General features: G+C 60.3%; 15 protein-coding genes. 3 read left to right on the forward strand and 12 right to left on the reverse strand.

Annotated elements, in window-relative coordinates:
• Nucleotide 1 precedes the first annotated feature (1 nt).
• The 3 genes from ACVWZP_RS05685 (at nucleotide 2) to copD (ending at nucleotide 2299) form a co-directional block, all read left to right on the forward strand.
• Nucleotides 2-886 carry a copper resistance protein B gene (locus tag ACVWZP_RS05685; protein WP_046383458.1) on the forward strand — a complete coding sequence of 295 codons (885 nt, stop codon included), beginning with the start codon at nucleotides 2-4 and terminating at the stop codon, nucleotides 884-886.
• A 78-nt stretch (nucleotides 887-964) separates the two neighbouring features.
• On the forward strand, nucleotides 965-1351 hold the full coding sequence (copC, locus tag ACVWZP_RS05690; RefSeq protein ID WP_057004127.1) for a copper homeostasis periplasmic binding protein CopC: 387 nt from the start codon (nucleotides 965-967) through the stop codon (nucleotides 1349-1351).
• A 3-nt stretch (nucleotides 1352-1354) separates the two neighbouring features.
• On the forward strand, nucleotides 1355-2299 hold the full coding sequence (gene copD, locus ACVWZP_RS05695; protein WP_275959073.1) for a copper homeostasis membrane protein CopD: 945 nt from the start codon (nucleotides 1355-1357) through the stop codon (nucleotides 2297-2299).
• Nucleotides 2300-2453: 154 nt separating this feature from the next.
• Here the strand turns inward: copD and ACVWZP_RS05700 are convergent, their stop codons facing one another.
• From ACVWZP_RS05700 to ACVWZP_RS05755, 12 genes are all read right to left on the reverse strand, one after another.
• Nucleotides 2454-3326, reverse strand: a complete 873-nt coding sequence (locus ACVWZP_RS05700) for an ADP-polyphosphate phosphotransferase (RefSeq protein ID WP_057004125.1) — start codon at nucleotides 3324-3326, stop codon at nucleotides 2454-2456.
• 250 nt (nucleotides 3327-3576) lie between these two features.
• Nucleotides 3577-4224 (reverse strand): response regulator, encoded by a 648-nt coding sequence (locus ACVWZP_RS05705; RefSeq protein ID WP_057004124.1) that lies wholly within the window; start codon nucleotides 4222-4224, stop codon nucleotides 3577-3579.
• On the reverse strand, nucleotides 4217-7396 hold the full coding sequence (locus tag ACVWZP_RS05710) for a response regulator (RefSeq protein WP_457369526.1): 3180 nt from the start codon (nucleotides 7394-7396) through the stop codon (nucleotides 4217-4219). Before ACVWZP_RS05710 ends, ACVWZP_RS05705 begins: the two co-directional genes overlap by 8 nt.
• The gene (locus tag ACVWZP_RS05715) at nucleotides 7396-11337 is read right to left on the reverse strand and encodes a type VI secretion protein IcmF/TssM N-terminal domain-containing protein (protein WP_457369527.1); all 3942 of its coding nucleotides are present in this window, start codon (nucleotides 11335-11337) and stop codon (nucleotides 7396-7398) included. Before ACVWZP_RS05715 ends, ACVWZP_RS05710 begins: the two co-directional genes overlap by 1 nt.
• Entirely contained in the window at nucleotides 11337-12005 is a 669-nt protein-coding gene (locus ACVWZP_RS05720) for a DotU family type IV/VI secretion system protein (protein ID WP_128191425.1), read from the reverse strand. The genes ACVWZP_RS05715 and ACVWZP_RS05720 overlap by 1 nt, the downstream gene beginning before the upstream one ends.
• On the reverse strand, nucleotides 12002-13384 hold the full coding sequence (gene tssK, locus ACVWZP_RS05725) for a type VI secretion system baseplate subunit TssK (protein WP_017849110.1): 1383 nt from the start codon (nucleotides 13382-13384) through the stop codon (nucleotides 12002-12004). The genes ACVWZP_RS05720 and tssK overlap by 4 nt, the downstream gene beginning before the upstream one ends.
• Before the next feature lie 63 nt (nucleotides 13385-13447).
• Complete coding sequence (gene tssJ / locus ACVWZP_RS05730; protein WP_017849109.1) at nucleotides 13448-14089, reverse strand: type VI secretion system lipoprotein TssJ; 642 nt, start codon at nucleotides 14087-14089, stop codon at nucleotides 13448-13450.
• Entirely contained in the window at nucleotides 14086-14490 is a 405-nt protein-coding gene (locus ACVWZP_RS05735; RefSeq protein ID WP_102617110.1) for a DUF4150 domain-containing protein, read from the reverse strand. The genes tssJ and ACVWZP_RS05735 overlap by 4 nt, the downstream gene beginning before the upstream one ends.
• A gap of 8 nt (nucleotides 14491-14498) precedes the next feature.
• Entirely contained in the window at nucleotides 14499-15146 is a 648-nt protein-coding gene (locus tag ACVWZP_RS05740) for a DUF3540 domain-containing protein (protein ID WP_448124047.1), read from the reverse strand.
• A complete protein-coding gene (locus tag ACVWZP_RS05745; RefSeq protein WP_288076419.1) occupies nucleotides 15143-16105 on the reverse strand; it encodes a pentapeptide repeat-containing protein in 963 nt (320 codons plus the stop codon). The genes ACVWZP_RS05740 and ACVWZP_RS05745 overlap by 4 nt, the downstream gene beginning before the upstream one ends.
• A complete protein-coding gene (locus ACVWZP_RS05750; protein WP_457369528.1) occupies nucleotides 16098-18692 on the reverse strand; it encodes a DUF2169 family type VI secretion system accessory protein in 2595 nt (864 codons plus the stop codon). The genes ACVWZP_RS05745 and ACVWZP_RS05750 overlap by 8 nt, the downstream gene beginning before the upstream one ends.
• A 42-nt stretch (nucleotides 18693-18734) precedes the next feature.
• Nucleotides 18735-21362, reverse strand: coding sequence for a type VI secretion system Vgr family protein (locus ACVWZP_RS05755; RefSeq protein ID WP_457369529.1), 2628 nt, complete (start codon nucleotides 21360-21362; stop codon nucleotides 18735-18737).
• Nucleotides 21363-21374 lie beyond the last annotated feature (12 nt).

The raw sequence follows: 21374 nt of genomic DNA on the forward strand, positions 1-21374 counted from the left end.
CATGAACTTCGATAGAACCGCTAAACCGCTACTCGCCGGCCTGGCCATCCTCGGGATGGGTGTCATGACGCTTGCTTATGGGCAGACCGAGCCCATGCAAGGTATGGACGGCAATCAGATGCAGGAGATGGATCACTCCCAGATGCAGGGTATGAAACCCGCAGCGCTCCAGCAAAGCCGTACACCCATTCCGGCGCTCACCGATGCCGATCGCGCGGCGGTGTTTGAAAGCCATGCCGGCCACCAGATGCACGACAGCGCCATCAACTCATTTTTCCTGATCGATCAACTCGAATGGCAAGACGCTGACAAGGGCAGCGCATTACGTTGGGAAGCCAACGGCTGGATTGGCGGCGACACGGATCGTCTCTGGTTGCGTACCGAAGGCGAGCGAACCAATGGCGTGACCGAAAGCGCTGAGCTTCAGGCACTCTGGGGACACGCCGTCAGTCCCTGGTGGGACGTGGTCAGTGGTGTGCGACAAGACTTCAAACCTGGCGCACCGCAGACCTGGGCGGCGCTGGGGCTGCAAGGCATGGCGCTCTACGACTTTGAAACTCAAGCCACCGCTTACCTGGGCGAGGCCGGCCAGACCGCGCTGCGGCTCAAGGGTGACTACGACATTTTGCTGACCAACCGTTTGATTCTGCAACCCACTGCGGAAATCAACCTCTATGGCAAAAACGACCCGCAACGGGCCACAGGCTCAGGGCTGTCGGACACCGAGGTCGGCCTGAGACTGCGCTATGAAATACGCCGCGAGTTCGCACCTTACATCGGCGTGACCTGGAACCGCGCCTACGGCAAAACGGCGGATTACCGCCTCGAAGAAGGCGAAGACCAGAGCGATACGCGCTTTGTCGTCGGTGTGCGAATGTGGTTCTAAACCTGACCGAAAGATACATCCCTACATCCATTCTAACAGTAACACCCCACCCACGGCCCAGGCCGTCAGGAGCCTTGCATGTCATCGTTTAAAGCCCTCGGTGTTGTCGCTGCACTCAGCATCGGTTTGTTGTTGAGCACTGCCGCCCAGGCGCATCCAAAATTACTGTCCTCCACCCCGGTCGATGGCGCCACCGTGGCTGCACCGGCAAAAATCGAACTGAGTTTCTCGGAAAAGCTCACCACCCAGTTTTCCGGCGCGAAACTGATCATGACCGAAATGCCGGGCATGTCCGCCCACTCCCCCATGGGTGTCAAAGCGAGTGTCGCGGGTAGCGACGATCCGAAAATGATGGTCATCACCCCGGCAGCGCCGCTCACACCTGGCACATACAAGGTCGAGTGGAGGGCGGTTTCTTCCGATACCCACCCGATCACAGGTACCGTGACCTTTAAAGTCAAGTGATCCATGGACGACTCCATCTACATTAGCCTTCGCTTCGCGCTCTATATCGACTTGATGCTGCTCTTCGGGCTGGCACTGTTTGGCCTGTACAGTCTCAGAGGAAAGGAACGTGCAGACGGTGCCGTGTTGAATTTTGGGTCGTTGCTGGTGGGAACGGCCCTTATCGGCATACTGCTATCGATGGTGGCCATGCTACAGATGGCCAAGACGATGAGCGGCGTGTCCAGCGTCATGGAGCTGCATCACCACATCCTGCAGATGATGTTGATGGACACTGACGTCGGGTTGACCTGGATGGTTCGAATAGCCTCATTGACCTTGGCGGTCATCGCCGCGACTCTCAATCGACGAAGCCCGGCATTGAGCCTCTGGCTGGCCACATTGTGTGGGGCCATCGCCCTCGCGACGCTCGCCTGGACGGGACATGGCGCCATGGATGAAGGCAGTCGACGCTACCTGCACTTCACCAGCGATATTGTCCATCTTCTGGGTGCAGGCAGCTGGTTGGGCGCTCTCGCTGCATTTGCGTTGTTATTGCGCTCAACCAACCTCACAGGCGATCTGCAGATACGGTTGCTGGCTCGAACGCTGACTGGTTTCGAATCAGCGGGGACGCTTATCGTCGCAACCCTGGCTATCACCGGGATCGTCAACTATCTGATGGTTGTCGGGCCAGCATTCGAGACATTGACCTCCAGCACGTATGGGGCCCTGCTGTCTTTGAAGGTCTTCTTGTTCGCGGGGATGCTGGTATTTGCGGCGGTAAACCGCTTTCACCTGAGCCCGCTGCTTGAGCGATCCATTCAGGCAGATACTCACACCGTCGCGATCAACGCTTTACGGCGCAGCATGATTCTAGAGTTCTCGGTCGCGGTGATCATTATGGGCCTGGTTGCCTGGCTCGGCACACTCAGCCCAGAGATGGAGATGTCCGCTGAGTCCCCATGAAGTGAATGATGAGCGACCAGCTCCGGGACAAACCACACTGCTCAATTCTGAGCCTGCCAAGTTCCGCCAGATTTTCAACCAGGTCCCAAAGCATGTTTTTTTGAACCGGCATCCATCAGCCTCTCATGCATGCTGATAAAGCGGCACCGTTCATTCATTCTTCCAGAAGCTGCTTGCGGATATCCAGCAGTTCTTGGTGACGCTCCTCACTGGTCTTTGGATATGACATTTTCAGGCCATCCAGCACATCTGAAAATATCTGAGATACGATCAGTCGGGCATTTTTCTTGTCATCGGCAGGCACAACGTACCAAGGCGTCTCAGTCGTGCTCGTTGCACTAAGGCATTTTTCGTAGGCCTGCATATAGTCTTTCCAATACTTGCGTTCCTCGATATCCGCAGCACTGAATTTCCAGTTTTTTTCCGGCTTGTCGATGCGGTCCAGGAAGCGTTTTCGTTGCTCTTCTTTCGACAGATGGAGAAAAAATTTGATGATGCGCGTTCCGTTACCTGACAGGTGGCGCTCCAAATTGGAGATTGAACGATATCGCTCCCGCCAGACAGTACTATTGTTTTCAAGAGCATCCGGGAGGCCCTCGCTTCGGAGAATTTCCGGATGGACACGGGCTATCAGTACCTCCTCGTAGTACGACCGATTGAATATGCCAATCTGTCCGCGTCCCGGTAGGTTGCGTGTGGTTCGCCATAGAAAGTCGTGCTCCAACTCAGCCGCGCTGGGATGCTTGAAGCTGAATACCTGGCAACCTTGCGGATTCACACCTGACATCACATGCTTGATGGCACCGTCTTTTCCTGCGGCATCCATCGCCTGGAAAATCAGCAGAATGGCATGGCGATTGGACGCGTAAAGCAGCTGCTGCTGCGCGCTGAGTTGCGCAACATGCGTTGTCAGAAGCTGACGATATTGCTGTTTTGACTTGTAGAAAGGTTCCACCTTGGTCGGCCACTTATGGAGATTGACCTCGTCGCCTTCCCGTACTCTAAAATCCGCCGAGTTTATTTTCATATTCCGCCTTTCGGTGCCGCTGGCGCAGTGACTGGTTGTCTTGAAGCTGCATTGGCAACTCGCCATCTGATCAACGCAACCTTCAAAGTGTCGTTCAGGATTAGACAGGAGACTAGCGCATAACCGAATAATGCGATCACCCGTCTTCCGCGCAATACGCTGGGCCTGGTGATCAACGCCCTGCCCCTTCGCAGGCCTGCCCCACCCTACCCCATCGGCCCGCGACCACTGAGCAAGAGCACAACACCGGTTATTGATCCTCTCCAAGCAGACCTAGCCGATAAGCCCACTGGGTCATATCGGCAGCGTTGTGTGCGTCCAGTTTCTTCATCAGGTTGAGCCGATGGGTCTCTACGGTTTTGAGGCCGATACACAAGATCTCGGCAACGTCGCGATTACGCGCGCCTTCGGCGACCAGCTTCAAGACCTGGCGTTCTCGCCCGGTCAGGCCGACACCGCTGGCCGTGTGCCCAGCGCCGCGTAGTGCCATGACTTGAGCGGCATCGAGACCGGCATCGATATAGATTCTCCCCGCGCGCACCTGGGCGATCGCCTGGAGCAAATCTTCCCGGCGGCTTCGCTTGAGCACATAGCCGACCGCGCCGGCCTCCAGCGCCAGCGCGGCGTTATGCTCGGAGACCGTGGAAGTCAGGGCGATGATCAGGATGGCCGGCCAGCGCCTGGCGATCAGGGTCAGGGCCGAGACGCCATCGAGCAACGGCATATTCAGGTCCATCAACACCAGATCGGGTTGCAAGGCGCGGCACATGGCGACGGCTTGCTGACCGTCTTCAGCCTCGCCAGCCACGCTCAGCTCAGGCACATCGGCCAGCAGCGCACATAACCCTTCGCGAATCATCGCGTGGTCATCCACCAGCAGTAAACGGCACTCAGGCATCGTCAGGGTTTCCAGTTTTTTCAGAGAGGCCGGGCTGACGCGCAGCCAGGGTCAGACCATGCATTTCCAGTTGCAACAGCGCAGCGACCATCGTGGCGGTATCCGCGTCAGCGGCGGCCCGTTCCATCAACGCAGCCGACGCCTCCAACGCTGCTTCAGCGAATTGCCCGGCGCTCCCCTTGAGGCTATGGGCGATACGCGCAGCTTCGGCATGATCGACCTGCGCGACCGCCTCCTTGAGCCGAACCAGCAAGGCCTGGCAGTCCGCCATGAACAAGCGCTGCAGACGAGGTGCGCGGAGTGGATCTTGTTCCTGGAGAGGCGTCAGCGGCGGCACGGTCCGCGCCAGTCTCGGTGCAGTGGGCTCTACGCTGCGCAACTCCATCCCGCGTGCCTGCTGGCGCGCAATCACCTGCGTGATCGCATCGAACAGCTGCGTCGGTAGCACGGGCTTGGCGAGATAGTCATTGGCGCCGGCTTCGATGAAACGTTCCCGGTCACCGCTCATGGCATTGGCGGTCAAGGCGATGACGTAAACATCCTCATCCAGCACTGGGCGCTGCCCCGAACGCAATTGACGAACCGCCTCCATGCCATCCATTCGCGGCATTTGCCCGTCCATCAAGACCGCATCGAAGATCTTCCGCCCGAGTAATTCCAGGGCCTCGACACCGTCGCGGGCATGAGCGACGCGATGGCCGAAACGCTCCAGGAACAACTGCGTAATCTCGCGATTGGTGGCGATGTCATCGACCACCAGGACATCCAGGCTGACGTCATGCCGCTCCAGGCTGCGCAGCGGCGAGGCTGTTTCGCAGAGCGTCGGCGTTGCGCCGCTCTGCACCTCGCACAAGGTGCGATAGAAATGCTGGCGACGCAGCGGCCTGACAACGCACGCAGCCAGGCCATGGGCACGCAGTTCATCGGCGGACGGCACTGATTCGACCTGCGAGGCCATCAGCACAATACGCGCGGTTGCCAACGCCGGGGCTGCACGGCACAGGTCGGCGAACTCGACACCATCGACCCTGGGCAGGCGCCAATTGACCAATACCAAGTCGAACCGGACACCCAATTGCGCCTGCTCGTGCATCAGGCTCAGTGCTTCTTCGGCAGACGCTGCTTCCTGGCACAGCATCTGCCACTGGCCGAGCATCTCCATCAATGCCCCGCGTTCATCGGCGTGCTCATCCACCACCAGGGTCCGCAGCCCCCACAACCTCGGGGCGTCGGCCGCGCGCGCCGGGCACTGCGGCAAGGGCAAGGTCAGTGCAAAGGTCGAACCCACTTCCGGTTGGCTGTGCAACGCGATACCGCCGCCCATCAAGCCGGCCAGACGCTGGCTGATGGACAAGCCCAACCCGGTACCGCCGTAGTTTCGGGTGGTGGAGGCATCGGCCTGCAAAAACGCCTCAAACACCGAGCGCTGTGCGGATGGCGCGATACCGATGCCGGTATCGATCACCTGAAATCCGAGCAGGTCGCCATCCCCCCGCCAGACCAGCAGGCGAATCGAGCCGCTGGCCGTGAACTTGACCGCGTTACTCAGCAGATTGAGCAGAATCTGCCGCAGTCGCCACGGATCGCCGATCACCTGCCCCGGTACATCGGTGGCGATATGGCAGATCATGCGCAGGCCCTTTTCCGCTGCGCGCGGCGCCAACAGTTCGGTGACATCTTCCAGCACTTCGGTCAGATCGAACTCGACCTGCTCGATATTCAAGTTGCCCGATTCGATTTTGGAAAAGTCCAGGATGTCGCTGATCAGCGCCAGCAAGGCTTCGGAGTGCTCACGGATGGCCGTGACAAAATGTTGTTGTTGCGCCGTGAGCAACGTATCCGCCAGCAAGTGATTCATGCCGATGACCGCGTTCATCGGGGTACGGATCTCGTGACTCATATTGGCCAGGAACTGCCCCTTGAGTTGGTTGGCCTGGTTGGCCATATCCCGGGCGCCTTGCAGTTCCTGGGTGCGGACCTCCACCAGGTGCTCCAGCCCGGCCTGCTCGGCCTGCAATGCATCGAGCAAGCGGTTGTACGCCCTGGCGAAGCGTCCCAGCTCATCGGTGCGTGCCTCTGGTAAACGACGCGACAGGTCGTCGCCGCGAGCGGTCTCTTCGATTTCCCGCGCAAACCGGGCCAGCGGCTGCGCCAACTCGCGATGCAACACCCAGAGCAAACCAAGGGCCAGCAGGATAAAGCCGACAATCGCAAAAGGTACCTCGGCAAGAATCAGGCCCAACGCGCCGGCGCGCAGTTGCGCTTGCGGATACAGCGTCAACAGATACCAATCCGGTTGTGGCAGGTGAGCGACGATCATCGGCGTGTCGGCGTCGAAGCGGCCGATCTGCGGGAAGCCGACTGCGGCAGGCAAATCCGCGATCAGTTGCTTGAGCCTGTCGTGGGAAACCGCCTCCAGCGTATTGCCGGAAAGGTCGGCAATGCGCTGACCCTGTGCATCCAGCAACAGGCTGGGATAGCCATTGAGCAACTGCCCGATACGGGCCAATCGCTCATCCAGCTTCAGTTCATAGCCGGTCATGAACAATGGCTTGCCCGATGCATCCCGGGCGACCATCGCAACGCTGATCAACTGGCGGCCCAGCAACGGCTCGTAATAGGGGCCGTCCCACACAACCTCGGGCCCATCTGCCGGCAGCCCCTCGAACAGCGCCCGCAAATGGGTCGCCCGGGCCTGGGCGAAGCCCGAAGGAATATCGACTTGCGTGGAAAAAGCCGCCCCCGCGTCGGGAAAATAGAAAAACGTATCGACGGTCATCGCCTGGCCGGCCGTGCCGAATGCTTCGGCTGCGGAAGCGGCGCGGGCCAACCGCTCAGTGGCGGCGGCAGTGTCCGTGGCGCCCTGCCCGGGCGGGTTGAGCACCCAATGCAGGGTGCTGCGCTGGAAAATATTGCTGCCGAACTCGTTTACCGCGCCGCCGTTCCAGCGTGACATGAGTCGTCTGGCGCCCTCCTCCGCATCGCGAAAATCGTCATTGTCGACACTGGAGAGCAGCGCCAGGCGCTGGCTGAGATCGTCCAGCGCCTTGCCTTGCAGCTGTTCATACGTGCGCCAGGCGCTAAGCCCAGCGGCCACGCACCAACTCAACGCCAGCACCAGCGCCAACACACAGGTAATGCGCAGCGCCAGTGACGCGCGCCACCCCTTCATCACAGGTCGACCTTACTGGCGGCCGCACTGTCGAGCGTGGCGGCCACGCCCATTTTGCGCACAATATCGCGGATCGCCCGTTGCGCAGCCGCGTCGTCACGCAGCGCCACCACCAGCAACCGCGTCACCTTGTCACCCGTTATCGCCTGCGTGGCTTCGCGCCGGCTGGTCAAGCCGAGGATACGCAGCTGTTCCTCAAGGTTCTTCAAGCGCGTCTCGTTGCCATAGGTGCCAAGATCCAAGCGCAGCCCTTCACCTGCCGACAGCCCCGTTACCACGGGCCGGGGCGTCCAGCACCAGGCAATCTGGGTCGGCGGTTGAATACTCGCGACCCCCTGTTCGACCGGTGAACCGAGGGCAGCCAGTCGCACATTCGTCGCGGCGGCCTGGGTATCCATCGCCGCCAACTGTTCGGCGGTGGCACTCAAGCGTGCATCGATGAGATTGGCCTCGCGCTGCATTTGGTCGGCCTGGTCGTACTTGTCCAGCAACACCTGTTCGCCTTCCTGGCGGTACGTCAGTTGGATGCCGATGAGATTCTCACTGCCCATCAAATTGCGCTGGCCGGGGAAATCGTCGGCGCTGAAGGTGTGTTGCCCACCGTTGAACAGCCGCAGGAAGTCCACGAACGCGCGGTCTCCGGTCCAGTGCCGGGTCAGCTTGAAGTTGGCGAAGCTGATCTCCAGGGCGACATCGGCACAGGCCCCCGGCGCCCAGACGAAGCTGGCGCTGGTGGGGAAGTTGAAGTTGTCCAGTACCGTCGAACGGCCACTGCATTGCAGCGTCAGGCGCGTCTGCTGGGGCAGCGAACGGGCACCGAGGTTGACCTGCGACGGCGCGGCGGACAATTCCACCACCGCCGCGGTGGCCTGCAGTATGGCGATGCTCTGCTTGAGCTCCGCCCGTTGCGCCGCAAGGCCTTTTTGCTCGGCTTCCAGTGCCTGCCGGCTTTGCTGCTCCGTGGCCTGCTGGGCCTGACTCTGTCGCTCGGCACCGAGCAGATCGTTGCGCGCATGCTGCATGCGGCTGACATAGGCGTAGAACGCACCGGTCAGCGGAATTTGCACACCCAGCGCCTCCCGTCCGCTGTAGCGCAGCACATCGCGTTGCACGAAGGTTTTTACCGCTCCGCTCATAAAGGCCGGCAGTTGACCGCGCTCGCCGTACAGCAACTCGTTGAGCATGACCGGGTCCTGCACGCCCTGAATCGAGCTGAGCAACTGCCCGCTCCAGTCGCCTTGCAGGCGGCAGGCCGCCACTTCGGCGGCGTAATGCGAGGAGAAATCCAACTGGCCGGTGGCCAACGCCCAGACCGCATCTTCACGCGGGTCCGGCCCCTTCAGCGCCTGGATCAAGGCGCTGCGCACGCTGTCGGCTTCCCAGAGCGGTGCGGACTTCACCGAAGGATCGGCGCCGAAGCCCCACGTCTCCACGGCCACCTGGAACGCTTGTGCGTCGCTTTTCTGCAGATCGGCCACCACACCTTTCATCAACTGTTGGAACCTGGCCAAGGCACGGGCTTGGGTCAACTCGTCGCGCAAGCCGTTGACGCCACTCTCGATCGAACCGCCACTGGCCACGCCCTTGAGCATATCGCCGCCCAGGGCATTGGTGATTTTCAGACTGCCCAGCGCCCCCGCTTCGGCATGCAGATCGTTGTTACTGGCCAGTTCAAGCAAACGATCGAGCGACACCGCGCGGCTCGCCCAAGGTGCCCGCTGCTCGGGCGGGATCAAGGCAAACCGTTCGGCACTGCGATGCAACAGCTTCAGGAACGGATCATTGGGAGTACCGACCACACTCAGGGCCAATTGCCAGTCACTACGCGTCTTCAAGCGTGTCTGTGCACTGAGCAGGCTGCCCTGGATAAACCGATACCAGGCGTCCTGGGTATCGCTTTGGTACTGATCGAGGAATTTCACCCGCTGTGTCTTCCACAACGCGCTGTCACGGCTGGCGAGGCCGAGTTCATCCATGAACGCAAAAATCGCGCTGTGCCCTTGCAACGTATAGGCACCGGAAAGACTCAACCCCGGGTTATCGCTATCGCTCCAGTACTCCGTCAGCCGGATCGGTTGCAGATTGCCCTGCAGTTCCGCCCAGGCTTTCAGCCACGTCAGGGGGCGTCCTTCAAGCCCCATGCTCTCCAGCTGGCCCAGCAAGGCGGCGCGTTGGCCCTGCATCTGCGCCATATCGGTTTGCCACTCCAGATAGGAGCGATAGCTGCTCCCCAGGGTGACCAGTTGCCCGGCGCTGGTCGCTTCCTTGGAACCGTAGGTCAAGTTCAGGAAACCCACCTCGGAACCCGGCAGCGGCAAGTTATCCATCGACTGGTTATTCAGGCGGGCATCGAGCAGGTTGATCCGGCGCACGAGGAATTCGGCATAAGCGGCAATCAGCCGTGGATCGCCGCTGTTCAACGCGCCGCGCAGGTTCTGCGAAATGAAACCATCGAATACCGGCGTGCGTATTTCGCTGTCGAACAACCTCACGTAGTCAGAGCGGTAGTGCTCCTGGACCTGTTCGATATGGCGTGAGAACGGCAGCAAACCATGCCATCCGCCCTGCTGCTGGTCAGATAAGCTGATCAACGCTTGGCGAAACCGACGCAGCGCATCCAGGTCGCTCTCCAGCCCACCGTTGAAGTCCTCGGCCGCTGGCGGCTCGTCCAGCGCGTCGGTGAGCACGGCTTGAGTGTGGTGGTCGGCATACACCAGCAATGCGCCAAAGCCGATACACAGCCCCAGCCAGCCGATGACTGCAGCGTGGGCCAACAGCCTGCGCCAGCGATGCCAGCTATCGATGGGCTGATAGGCGTGGCGTTGCGCAGGCAAAAGCCTGCCCAGCAACTCATGACTGAACCAGCCTTCGCTTGTGCCGTCTGCCTCTTGCCCTTGCGCGGTCAGGAACAGCCCGCAGAGCAGCGGCAACTCGCTGTAGGGGTTGGCGTCAAACGCGGGTAACAGCAGATGCTGGAGACGCGAGCGCAGTTCAACGATGCGCTCCGGCAGGCTGAAAGCCTCTTCATCCGGCAGGCCACGCACGCCCAACTCGATGCGCAGGTCGAACAGACGCTGGCCAAGCCCGCTGAACATCTCTTCGAGAAACACCTGCGCCGCCCCCGTGCGCTGTTGGCTGAGCAGGCCAAACGGTTGCTCGCGTTGTGGCGGCGTGAGAGCGCAAGCCCACTGGGTGAAACCCGGCAAGGCTTCGGCACCGGTAATGATGAAATACACCGGCAGACGGGCACCAAAGACCTTCACCAGATCATCCAGGCGGCGGCGCAGATTGTGTCCCTGCTCGGCCAGGCGCGCATCGGAGTCGCTCAACAAGCGCTGGCAGTCGATCACCAGCAGTACACCGTTGAGGGGTTCGCGGCGCCGCGAACGCAACAGCCAGTACAGCAACCGTCGCCATTCCGGGCCGGCGTCGCTGTTGCCCTCCGCCATGCGGCCGGCGGGGTCAATGATCACGCCACGCTCAAGGAACCACCAGTCCAGCGTCCCGGTCGAGGCCGCCGGCTTTCCACCGCGGGTCGAACGCAAGGCCGAGGTCAGCCCGCTGTTGCCCAGCAACCGCCGGGTGCCGCTGCCACTCTCGCCCAGCGTCAGGAACCAGGGCAGCACATACAACGGTGAACCCAATCGACTCAGGCGCGACTGGCGCAACATCTGCACGCCGCTGTTCCAGTCCTGATCAAGCGCCGGCGCTTCATCGCGACGACTCTGGGGCAACTCGCTGTTCATCCGGCGACGCAAGCGCCAGGCATACCAGCGTCGCCCGACCCCACGCAGGCAAAAAACCACCAACAGCGTCACGATGCAAATCAGCGGCACGTACCACAATGGCCAGCTTTTGTAGAGCGCCAGGCCCCAGAGCAATAGCACGATGCACGCCAGCAGCAGCACCCAGAGCAACAACACCCCTGCTTTCTTCAACATCAGCGCATCTCCAGCAATTGGCTGACTTGTCGACCCAGCGAGAGATCGAAACTGATGTAAAGCACGGTCAACAGAATCAACGGCACCCCGATCAGCAACAGCAGCGAAAGACCGGGCAAGCCCCGGCGCACCACACGCAGGCGCGTAGGCAGGTGGTCCTCGGGTTGTTCGAAGAGATGGCTGTTGGCGTCCAGCGGCACCATCTGCCGATCGAGAATGATCCGCTCAAGGCAAAGCCGACGGTATTGCATCAGTTCACCACCCGGGCGGGTCGCGTAACGCCCCTGGAAACCGCCGAGCAAGGCCAGGCCGAAGACCTCGCGGGCACCGACCGCCGCCTCGGGCAAAGCCTCCAGGCGTTGGAAGAACTCGACACCGGCACGACTGGTGGAAAAATAGTGGCGCTGCAACGGCGCCCGCCGCCATTCGGCCGCCCCGGGCCATTCGCCGGACATGGCCGCTTCGTCGATCCAGGCGACCACCGCGAACAGCGCCTCGCGCACTTCGGCTTCGGCAAAGTGCAGCTCGCGGGCCCGATTGGCGGCGCCATCGAGCAGCACGATGAGCGCCGGCGCAAGCGTCTCATAGGACTGTGCCGGATCAACGAAGCCGCGCTTGGCAGCCTCGAAACTCGACATCCAGCAGTCAGCCAGGCGGGGATTGATCATGTGCGAACCACCACCAGGTCGATACTCAGGTCAGCCGGCGGCTGGGGCAGGAAGAACGCCGCCTGACGCTCCTGCTGCAGCGTTTCCCAACCCTCGCTCAGCGTTTCCAGGCGGAAGTACAACGCGCCGGCCACCCGCGGCAAGCCTTGGGGCGGAACCTGCAGATAGATCAACTCAACCCCGGGCAACGCACGGTTGACCAGGCCTTGCATGACGCTGAGAGCTCCCAGCTTGCCATCCAACGGCAGGCACTCGGCCAGCCACACCGGATCGACCAGACTGCGCGCCACCAGATAGTAACGATGCCGCGCGCCGAAAAACGCGTCCGGCAACGGGGCCTGATAAAACCCTTCCTGCAGTTGCAGGTGGACCAGCAACTCTGAGCCGATGCTGATCTCATTGAGCTGCTGGCCGATCAGGGCCACCAGTGCGATCGTCGCCGCGCCCGCGTCCTCATGCTTGTAGGCCGGCACCAACAGACGGCCATCCGGGGTTTCGCCGAGCATGTCGCAGACATCGGAAAACAGACTCAACTCACCAACAAGTTGGCGCAGGGTGCCGTAAAGCTGCCATGGCGACACCTGCGGGGTTTCCAGCAAATGCGTCAGCAACGGGCCATAGCGATTCAGTACCGCCAGGGCCATCAGGTGGTTGACCTGGGCCGCGTCGAGATCGCCCCGCCGCGACTCCCCCGGCTGCTTGTACACCGACAACTGCCGCGCCCGGCCGACCAGTTCGTCGCGGACTTCGCGCAAGGTTTGCAGGAGCATCGGCGATGCCGCCAGATTGACCGACGGCGGCACGTAGCGTTGGGCCGGCCGGAGGCGATCACCGTCCAGCTCAAGCCGTGCAATCGGCAGCAGCTCGTAGGCGCTCAGATGCTCCAGCTCATCGTCCCAGAACAGCCGCAACACATAGGACATGGGGCGCACCCGCGCTTCCGGGGAGTCGCCGAGACGGTCACCGATCACTTCCGGGTCGGCCGCCACGATAAAGCGCGCTTCCGCCCGGGACCCCGCCGACAGTGTCTCGAACACTTGCGCGTTGGCGTCGCCTGGCAGCAAGCGGCGTAGCCCCACAAACAGCGTGCGGCCGCCACTGAATTCGCCGAGGTCAAGGGTGCGCGACTCCAGCATCGCATTGCCCGGATATTCGGCCAGCGTGCCTTCGGCAAAGCGCACCGACAATTGCTCCAGCAGGCACTGTTTGGCAACCAGCGCGGGCTCGTTGATCTTCAGCGAGATCAAACCCCACGGGTACGGATGGTTCAACTCCGTGGTCCGGGTCAGACGATGCTCGATACGCGCATCGTTCTGTTGAAAATGCTGAGGCTGGAGGAACAAGCCCTGGTGCCAATACAACAACTGATCGATATTCATAGGGCTCGGTTTCAGGCAAAAAATTGAAAAAGCGTGGCCACTGCAACGCTCACGGCAAGCAGCTCAGTCCTGTGCGCCGGGCAGGCGCACCTCACCCTCTCGGGGCTGCACCGGCTTGGGCAACGCCAGGCGACTCTCCTTGCCACGCAACAGCGCATCGGGCCCGACGAGCAGGTCAATGGCGATGGGGCGCGGGGTGGCGGTCCAGGTCTTGCTGAAAAACCCTGTCGACGTCACGTCGACGCCGATCTGATAGAGCTTGACGCTGCGCGTCGGGTCCAGGTGCGCGTAACCGGCGGCGATACCGACCATCTTCGCGCCCTCCAGTCGCGGCAGGCTCAACTGGCGGGTCTGGCCCGGCTCGATAAACAGCCGCGTCAGCCCGATCATCCCGGGCGGCGCGCTGTTCATCAGCAGCAGGCTGCTCAGTTGCTGGGAGCTGCCGGTGTAGGCGGAAAACGCACTGATCTGATCGAACTGCGTGACCACCACCAACAGGTTATGCGCCTGGCCGTCGTACTGATTGAGGTCGTTATCGGCGGTGAAGCTCAGCTCGATGGCGTTTTCGGTGTAGTCCCATTTGAGCGCAGTGAGGGCCTTTTGCTCGGGGGTGAGGTCCTGGCTGCTGCAGGCGGCGAGCAGGATGCACAGGGCCAGTCCGCCCATGGAAAACTTGATGGAGGGCGCACGCCCCGCGCTGCTCACGCCATCACCAGCACAGCAGTCTGGCTCGGCTGCGAAACCGTCCCCATGGTGTTATTGGCGTTGTGCATGGTCTGGCAGGTGACACGCACGGCGGGCTTACCGGCGACCATCACTTTGGCGCTGCCATCGATGAAGATCATTTCACCCTTGACCTTGCCGCTGGTGACGCCACCGGCCACGCCCGCTTCATCGCCACTGGTCATCAACACCTTGCTCGACATATTCATCGCTGGCATGCCGTCCACCAGCACGTCCATCACCAACCCACCCGGGTCCGCGGCACTGGTATCGGCAGCGTTGGGATAAGGCAATGGCACTGGCCCGGCGGGCGGAACGGGCGTCTTGCAGATATCGGGCACCGTGGACAGCGCCATCGCACCGCCGTTATTGAGCATATACATAATCGATCTCACCCCAGCTTGATGCTGTCGCCATCAATGGCAACGCTACGTTGTGCATTCAGGTCCAGCGTGTCGGCCTGCACGCTCCAGTCATCGCGCACACGCTGGCGCAAGGAGCCGGAATAAAGTTCTTCATGGCCTTCGACGCGACGGCGGCTGTCAGCAAAATCCGCCTCGTGGCGCACGGCCTTTTCGCGGTGATACACGCTGCTGTCGTGGCGCTCGACCCAGTGGTTCTGAAGATGCTCGCCACTCATGGCCAGGGTGCCGACAGTCAGATGGGCACGCTGCATCTGCACACTGCCCTGCTCGGCGCACACCCGTAATGCGATACCGGCGTCAAGGCTCACGCCGTCGCGGGCCTGAATGCTCAACGCGCCGGCGGGCAGGCTCAAATGCAGGTCACCCTCCAGATGCATACGCGCCGGTTGAGCGATGGCGCGTTCCAGCACGCTAAGGATGTAACCGCCTTGCGCGTCCAGGCTGACCAACACCTTGTCCCCCACTGCCGGACGCACCAGGCAACCGAATGCGGGTTTTAGCCAATAGCGGCGGCCATCGCTGCTGACCACGCCGAAACGCTCGCCATCCAGTGCGTTGACCTGCGCATGACGCAATTGAGCAGCGGCATCGCAATACTGCGGGGCTTCATTCATCTCGATTTTCCTAAAGAGGCAGGCTGCCATTGCTCGGCGGCGAGGCGTTCGGTATCTACGGGCTGGATGGCCTGGGGGTTGCTCTGCTGCCAGTCGGCCTGGGTGAAATCAGCGGCATGGGCATTCATGCCGGTCACGTCGGCGGCGACGAACGAGGCGCGTGGCGCAAGCAACGCGGTGCAGTCGGCATAACGCAACAGGGCGCGGTCAAAGCGCGCGCCTGGCATCTGGGCGTCGATCAGGATGGCCATCTCCAGAACGGCATCACTGAAATCGACCGAGTCAAAATGGCTGGCATTGAACAGAGCGCCCTTGAGATGGGCGCCAACAAACGTCGGCGCGGTTCCCTTGCTGCGGTAGAACGACGCGCCCTCGGCCTGCACGGCATGAAAATCGGCGCCACTCAACGACGACTCATCGAAGGCACACTGCTGCAACGACGCCAGACCGAAGCGCGCCTGATCGAGTTGGCAATCGATCAACCGTGCCTTCGCAAAATGCGCCGACTGGGCATCAAGGCCCGTCAGATCGCAGCGGTTCCATTGGGATTTGCTCAACTGGGCGGCTGCCAGCCTGATACGCGGTACCCGGCACTCCGCGAGAGTAAACGCCTGTAGCTGCGCGCCCGACAGATCCAGATCCTCGCCGTGGCATTGCGCCCAGCTGGTCTTGTTCCAACGCACATTCGTGAACAATGCGCCCTGCAATGAACACCCGTTCATGTACAACGAGTCCGCGGTGCTCTCGGAAAAATTGGCGCCGTCCAGGCGGCAGTCTTTCCAGTAGCTTTGGGTCAGCATGGCGCCATTGAATTGCGCGCCACGCGCATCCACTTGTTCCAGCCGCGCGTTGCTCAAATCGACACCGCGATAGTCGCCCCCGGCCAGATTCAACGCGCGCAAGGGCTGCCAATCCGCCAGCAATGCCCCTAGACGCTCGGCACTTAATACCTCAAGCATGAGTCAGGCTCTCCTTGAGTCGGCAGCGCGTCATCAATGCCTGCTCCAGGCGCACACCGCTGCCGTGCACAGCGTCACTGGCCAAGCCATGCAAGTTGCTGCAACTGAGGTTGGCCTGCTCCAGGCATACCTTGCGCAAGCGGCCGTTAAGCAGGTTGGCGCCAGACCAATCAGCGCGACTCAAGTCACATCCCGACAGGTAGACACCTTGCGCGACCAGCCCGACACCGTCGGAATCACTCAGGTCGCAACCGCTCAACAGCGCGTCGTTAAGCCGTGCGCCGCGCAGGCTGGCGTGATTCAGATCGGCGTCTTGAAAACTGGCAGCGGTCAGGTCGGCATCGTCCAGGCGCACACCCGGCAAAACGCAGTGAGCGGCCAGGCGCAGGTTCTGCAGGTTGCACTCGCGCAAGTCCAGATCACGGCCCACCACCTTGGCGAAATCGGCTTTGCTGAGATTGGCGCGGCGCATGTCCGTCGCGTCCAGTGTGCAGTCGTAGAGCTTGGCTTTGTGCAGGTTGCTGTCGGTGAGTCGTGCGCCGCTCAGGTCGCATTTATTGAGGCGTAGTTTGCTTAGATTGGCGTTGCTCAGTTGAGCCTTGTCGAGGCTGCATTCGTTGAGTTGGGCTTGTTGCAGGTTGGCTTCGGTGAAATCAGCAGCGGAGAAATCACAGTTCTGAGCGCGGATATCGATCAAGCTGGTGCCGCAGAACGAAGCGCCTTGGCATAGAACCCTATGAAACATTGCGTCCTGCAAGCGCGCCTTGCTCAGATCCGAAGCACCCAAGTCGCAGTCGATGAACTGACAGTGGCTCAGATCGGCGTTCTGCAGTCGAGTGCCATTGAGCTTGCAACTCATAAAAGTGGTATTTCTCAGGTCAGCGCTGCTCAGATCGATTTCGCAAAGATCAAGGCTCTCCAAACTGAGGTCTTGCAGCGTCTTACCTGCCGCGTGCAATGCCAGCAGCCGCTCACGGGTCAGACTGCAGTATTCAGGAAGCGGGAGAATGGGGGCGAATTGGATTCGATCAGCCGCCAGCGCTTTGTTCATGACGCTTAAAACACGGTCTATCTCAGCTTCCACGGCTTGAGACTCTGCTATGGCGGCAGTCAGTTTTTCCTTGGCTTGCGCCTGCTGGTCTGGAGGCAGCTCCAGGCGCTCAAGCATGTCCATGATATCGACCTTCGGTGCTGGCTGTTTAGCACGCGCCAACGCTTGCTCTGCATCTATGCCCAGCCGGGTCATCATCTGCTGGGCATACTCCATGCCTTGGGCCTTAGCCTTGGCGATTTCCGAATCAATTTCCAGCGCCAATGCCTCGGGGTCAAAGGGCTTGAGGGGGCGCATCGGTTCGCGCATCAGAACCGTAAAGTCCGTTGTCGCTGATGGTGGGTAATCGGTGGGGTTGAAAGGCAGGTTCATGCGAGTCGCCATCATCTGAGCGTATTGCATGCACTGCTCATGAGTTGCGCTTAACGCTGCATATTGCGCATCCGCAGCGGCCTGCAAACTGGCGATTATCGGCCCGGAGTCGAACGGGGTTGGTTCGACAGGCGCAACCTTGACCGACTCGACGGGAGGGCGTGGCCAAAGCCGCTCAATCCAGACTTGCGCGTCCAGCACTGGATCACCCGCTCGCTCGAGGGCCATAGCCAATTTGACGATATCTTGCGCATCTATATCGAGTACCGGTACTTCGACGCGGTACAGCAGAAGAGCACTTTGCGCATCAGGGAACAGCCATACCGTATCCAGGTCCATCGACATTTCGGTAACGGGTACACGCTTATCCGCACGCTCAATAAACAGCCGTGGCCGCAGGCCCGGCAATCGCCCGGCGACCCGGGCCTCGGTAGGGTGCATGCCTGAGATCGACCAGGCTTCGTCGCCACGCCAAAAACCGGCGTTGCATTGGTCCTGCGCCACTTCATCGAACCAGCGCGCATCAGTATCCGTCGGTAAGAATGGGGCGCGATAAGCAGTCCAATGCTCGTCAAGGGTGCCCATATACTGGCGGCGCTCAGCGCTTTGTACTGGCAATGGCAAAAAACTCGCCAGGGCTGGCCGATCATTGGGGTCAACAACTGTGGCATTCGCCACTTCCAGTTGTGCCAACGGCATTCCTTGCGCGGCGTCCACCTCCGGATAATGGCCTTTGCCTGTCGGATTATCTGGCCACTTATTACCGCCATAAGCGCTTTCAAAGTCCAACGGCAGGTTATCCAGTTGACCGCTCACAACGGGCGTCCAACCCAGAGGCCCTTTGCGCCATTGCCGCGGCGCGAGTACATGCAATGTTTTTTCCATATCCCCCAGACGCACCCGCACCGCCATGCCACCCCGTTGCACATCGGTCAACGGATAAGCCTTACCCTGTACGGCAAATGTGCCTCGACTTTTCTTTAAACCCCGATCAAGCATCTGCTTGCCAAGTCGCTCGGTTAACCAGGCCCAAGTTTCCCCAGCGGCCATTACCTGATCTTCAGCGTCCACCAGCAGACCCAGGGTGACGACCACGCAATGAAGGTCCAGAAGTTTGGCATTGGCGAGCAATAGAAGGCTGGCCTGTTCACATTTGAGCTGCATCGGACTCTCCGAATAGGAAACTTACGCCTCTTTTTTTCCGTATCACGGCGCGGCAGCGGGCGGTGCAGCAGCATCGCCCGCTGCCGCGACCGCATCGGCGGCGCCATCAAGCAGGTCAACGGCACCGTTTACAACCGCATTGGCTCCGCCCGCGGCCACTTTCACTGCAGCAAGACTTGGGCGTGATGCTAGCTTCAGACTTAACAAGCTGGGGCTGGGGGCTAGTTCAAAACACGGAAACTCCTGTACTTGATCCGAAGTGATCGTTGCTCCCACTATAGTGCCGCTAACTCTCATAAACTTACTAAAAAAGGCGTTACCGCAAACTTCTAAATCCCCATCCACAAGAACATCACCAGTAACATGCACCTGGCCTTCAAGATGTATAATCTCGTCCGACTTTATGATAATCCCTGCCGCATTGATAAGTATGCTATTCCCACCCAGCTTGATCTCATATGAAGTTACATTTTCATGGCAGTAAATATCTGTATTCTTCAACTCCATCTTTGAGTTGGATGCTCGAACTATATGCATTCCTTTCAGATATTCTGAATTTTTAATACTCGCCTTATGATACTCCCAGGCACTGTTGCCAACGCTTTTCTTATACAAACTGTAGTCAGCCGAAAGCGAAACCAATCCAAGTTTCACTGACACGCCAACCCCGTAGAGAGATAGACTTCCGCTGGCTATATTTACGTCACCCTTCAATTGAAGCATTGAAGTTGTAACGTCTAATTTTGTGCTCAGCTTTGGGTTGGTTATTGCGTCTTTGAAATTATCAAATCCGCTTTTCTCTGATGCGCTATTTGTTGTGCTTGGCGCGGAGGCAAGCTTGCTGCTACTTGTGGGAGTGGGAGGCCGATCTTTAAAGTTGGCACCCATCAAACTCTCTGAAGAGCTCGTCCCCGCCACCGGGGCCGGCGCATGCCCTCCCCCTATGGATTGCCAATAAACACCTGGCACCTGATGCTTATAGGAACTAGACGCCAGCTGCATATGCTTGTCCGTGCGCAAATGCGCCCCACTGACATCGCCCTCACCCAAGGTAAAACTACAACCGGTGGACGCCCCCATCTTCATCATCGGCCCGGACGGGCTGTCTTCCATCGCAAACAAATGCCCACCGGGAGTGCTCAAGCCACTTTGGGTCGCGTTTTCGCCGGTGACCACATTGGGATTCTCGGAGTTGGGCACACTACCGGTGATCACCGGACGGTCCGGGTCGCCGCCCAAGAACGAAACCAGCACTTCCGTGCCTTTGAGCAGTGGGAAATTCATGCCGTGGCTCGAACCACTGGACAGCGTGGCCATACGCAACCAGGCCGAACCACGCGTCGCATTCTTCTCACCGCGAATGAACGGGAAACTCACTCTGTAGCAACCGTGTTCATTGAGCAGAGGCCGACCGGTATCTTCATCACCATCCACCACCGCACTGAGCACGCCCTGCACATAAGGCCGCGGTGTCACACAGGGTGCGCGGAACTGCACGTCGCCGGGCAAGGCGATAAACCGCGTGTTGATCCCCTGCCCCGGCCCTTCCCCCTCCGCCCCCAGGCCCGGCAACGGCTGATAACCGTCGTGGTGAACTTCAATCACCTGATAACCGGCATTGAACAGCGGACGCGGGTGGCCGACTAACAGCATCGGATAACCGGCGCGTAACCCCGTGGCTCGACCGCTGCCGTGAAACTCCCGCTGACGGCAACCGATGGCCTGGGCGCGGCGATTGGCCAACCATTGCCCCTGTTCGAGCGAACCGAAGTGCTCGCCATACAACCCTTGTCCGCCGATAAATACAGACGAACCAGAGACGGCCTCTCGTTGTGCGGTTGAGGCATCTGCGCCAAGGCTGGCAGCTGCCACCGAAGCATTGACCTCTAACTTCAACTGCGCATTGCTCGCGGAAAAGTCCTGGAGCGTGACCCCCGCCGCTTGCCGCACGAGTTTGCGCTCGAAGGTCCGCGCCACCGCCAGGACCCGGCCTACATCCAGTTCCGAATCTTGGCGGCGATAGGTCAGCAGACTGGGGAGTTGCGGCTGGTACAGTCGGTCGCCACAGAACACCAGCGCCTCGCCGTCAGGCCCCTGTTCAAAGAAGTAATACACGCCGAAATATTCAAGAAGACGTGAAATAAAGGCGAAACTCGTTTCTTCGAACTGGCAGGTAAACGTCGCCTGAGTCAGCGGATCATCGGCCAGCGGCAGGCGGATATCGAAGTCATACGCCGAACCGGGCAAACCGCTCATACCCGGCCCTTCGACAGTCAGGTCGGCCAACTTGAGCACGTCGCGAATCAGCTCCGGCAGACTTTTGTCCAGCCAGATTTCGGAAAAGCGGAAATGCCGCAACTGCACGAAGCGCGGTTCCAGCACCACGCGGTAGTAGTAATACAAGGAGTCGGCGTCGAGATAATCCACCTCCGTGACCACGCCCTGATAGGGATGCGGCTGCCCCAACGCATCGCTCAGGGTCAATACCGCCCGGTTGCCCAGCAGCGCTTCGTCGTCGAACAATGGATTGATCGTGGCCAGCCGAACCTCGAAGCGATAGGGCTGAGAGAGCTTTTCCTCGCCCTGCCACTGCTGCACCCATAATGTTTCGAGCAGCAGCGAGGGTGCCAGGCTGGCGAAAGTGCAGAGCGCATGATCATTGAGAGCCATCAATCAATCCTT

This window comes from Pseudomonas sp. TE36184, assembly GCF_054060055.1.

Excerpts from the sequence above, each read along its gene's own strand:
- ACVWZP_RS05685 (WP_046383458.1), top strand. The coding sequence starts at position 2 with ATGAACTTCGATAGAACCGCTAAACCGCTACTCGCCGGCCTGGCCATC.
- copC (WP_057004127.1), top strand. The coding sequence starts at position 965 with ATGTCATCGTTTAAAGCCCTCGGTGTTGTCGCTGCACTCAGCATCGGT.
- copD (WP_275959073.1), top strand. The coding sequence starts at position 1,355 with ATGGACGACTCCATCTACATTAGCCTTCGCTTCGCGCTCTATATCGAC.
- ACVWZP_RS05700 (WP_057004125.1), bottom strand. The coding sequence starts at position 3,326 with ATGAAAATAAACTCGGCGGATTTTAGAGTACGGGAAGGCGACGAGGTC.
- ACVWZP_RS05705 (WP_057004124.1), bottom strand. The coding sequence starts at position 4,224 with ATGCCTGAGTGCCGTTTACTGCTGGTGGATGACCACGCGATGATTCGC.
- ACVWZP_RS05710 (WP_457369526.1), bottom strand. The coding sequence starts at position 7,396 with ATGAAGGGGTGGCGCGCGTCACTGGCGCTGCGCATTACCTGTGTGTTG.
- ACVWZP_RS05715 (WP_457369527.1), bottom strand. The coding sequence starts at position 11,337 with ATGTTGAAGAAAGCAGGGGTGTTGTTGCTCTGGGTGCTGCTGCTGGCG.
- ACVWZP_RS05720 (WP_128191425.1), bottom strand. The coding sequence starts at position 12,005 with ATGATCAATCCCCGCCTGGCTGACTGCTGGATGTCGAGTTTCGAGGCT.
- tssK (WP_017849110.1), bottom strand. The coding sequence starts at position 13,384 with ATGAATATCGATCAGTTGTTGTATTGGCACCAGGGCTTGTTCCTCCAG.
- ACVWZP_RS05735 (WP_102617110.1), bottom strand. The coding sequence starts at position 14,490 with ATGTATATGCTCAATAACGGCGGTGCGATGGCGCTGTCCACGGTGCCC.
- ACVWZP_RS05740 (WP_448124047.1), bottom strand. The coding sequence starts at position 15,146 with ATGAATGAAGCCCCGCAGTATTGCGATGCCGCTGCTCAATTGCGTCAT.
- ACVWZP_RS05745 (WP_288076419.1), bottom strand. The coding sequence starts at position 16,105 with ATGCTTGAGGTATTAAGTGCCGAGCGTCTAGGGGCATTGCTGGCGGAT.
- ACVWZP_RS05750 (WP_457369528.1), bottom strand. The coding sequence starts at position 18,692 with ATGCAGCTCAAATGTGAACAGGCCAGCCTTCTATTGCTCGCCAATGCC.
- ACVWZP_RS05755 (WP_457369529.1), bottom strand. The coding sequence starts at position 21,362 with ATGGCTCTCAATGATCATGCGCTCTGCACTTTCGCCAGCCTGGCACCC.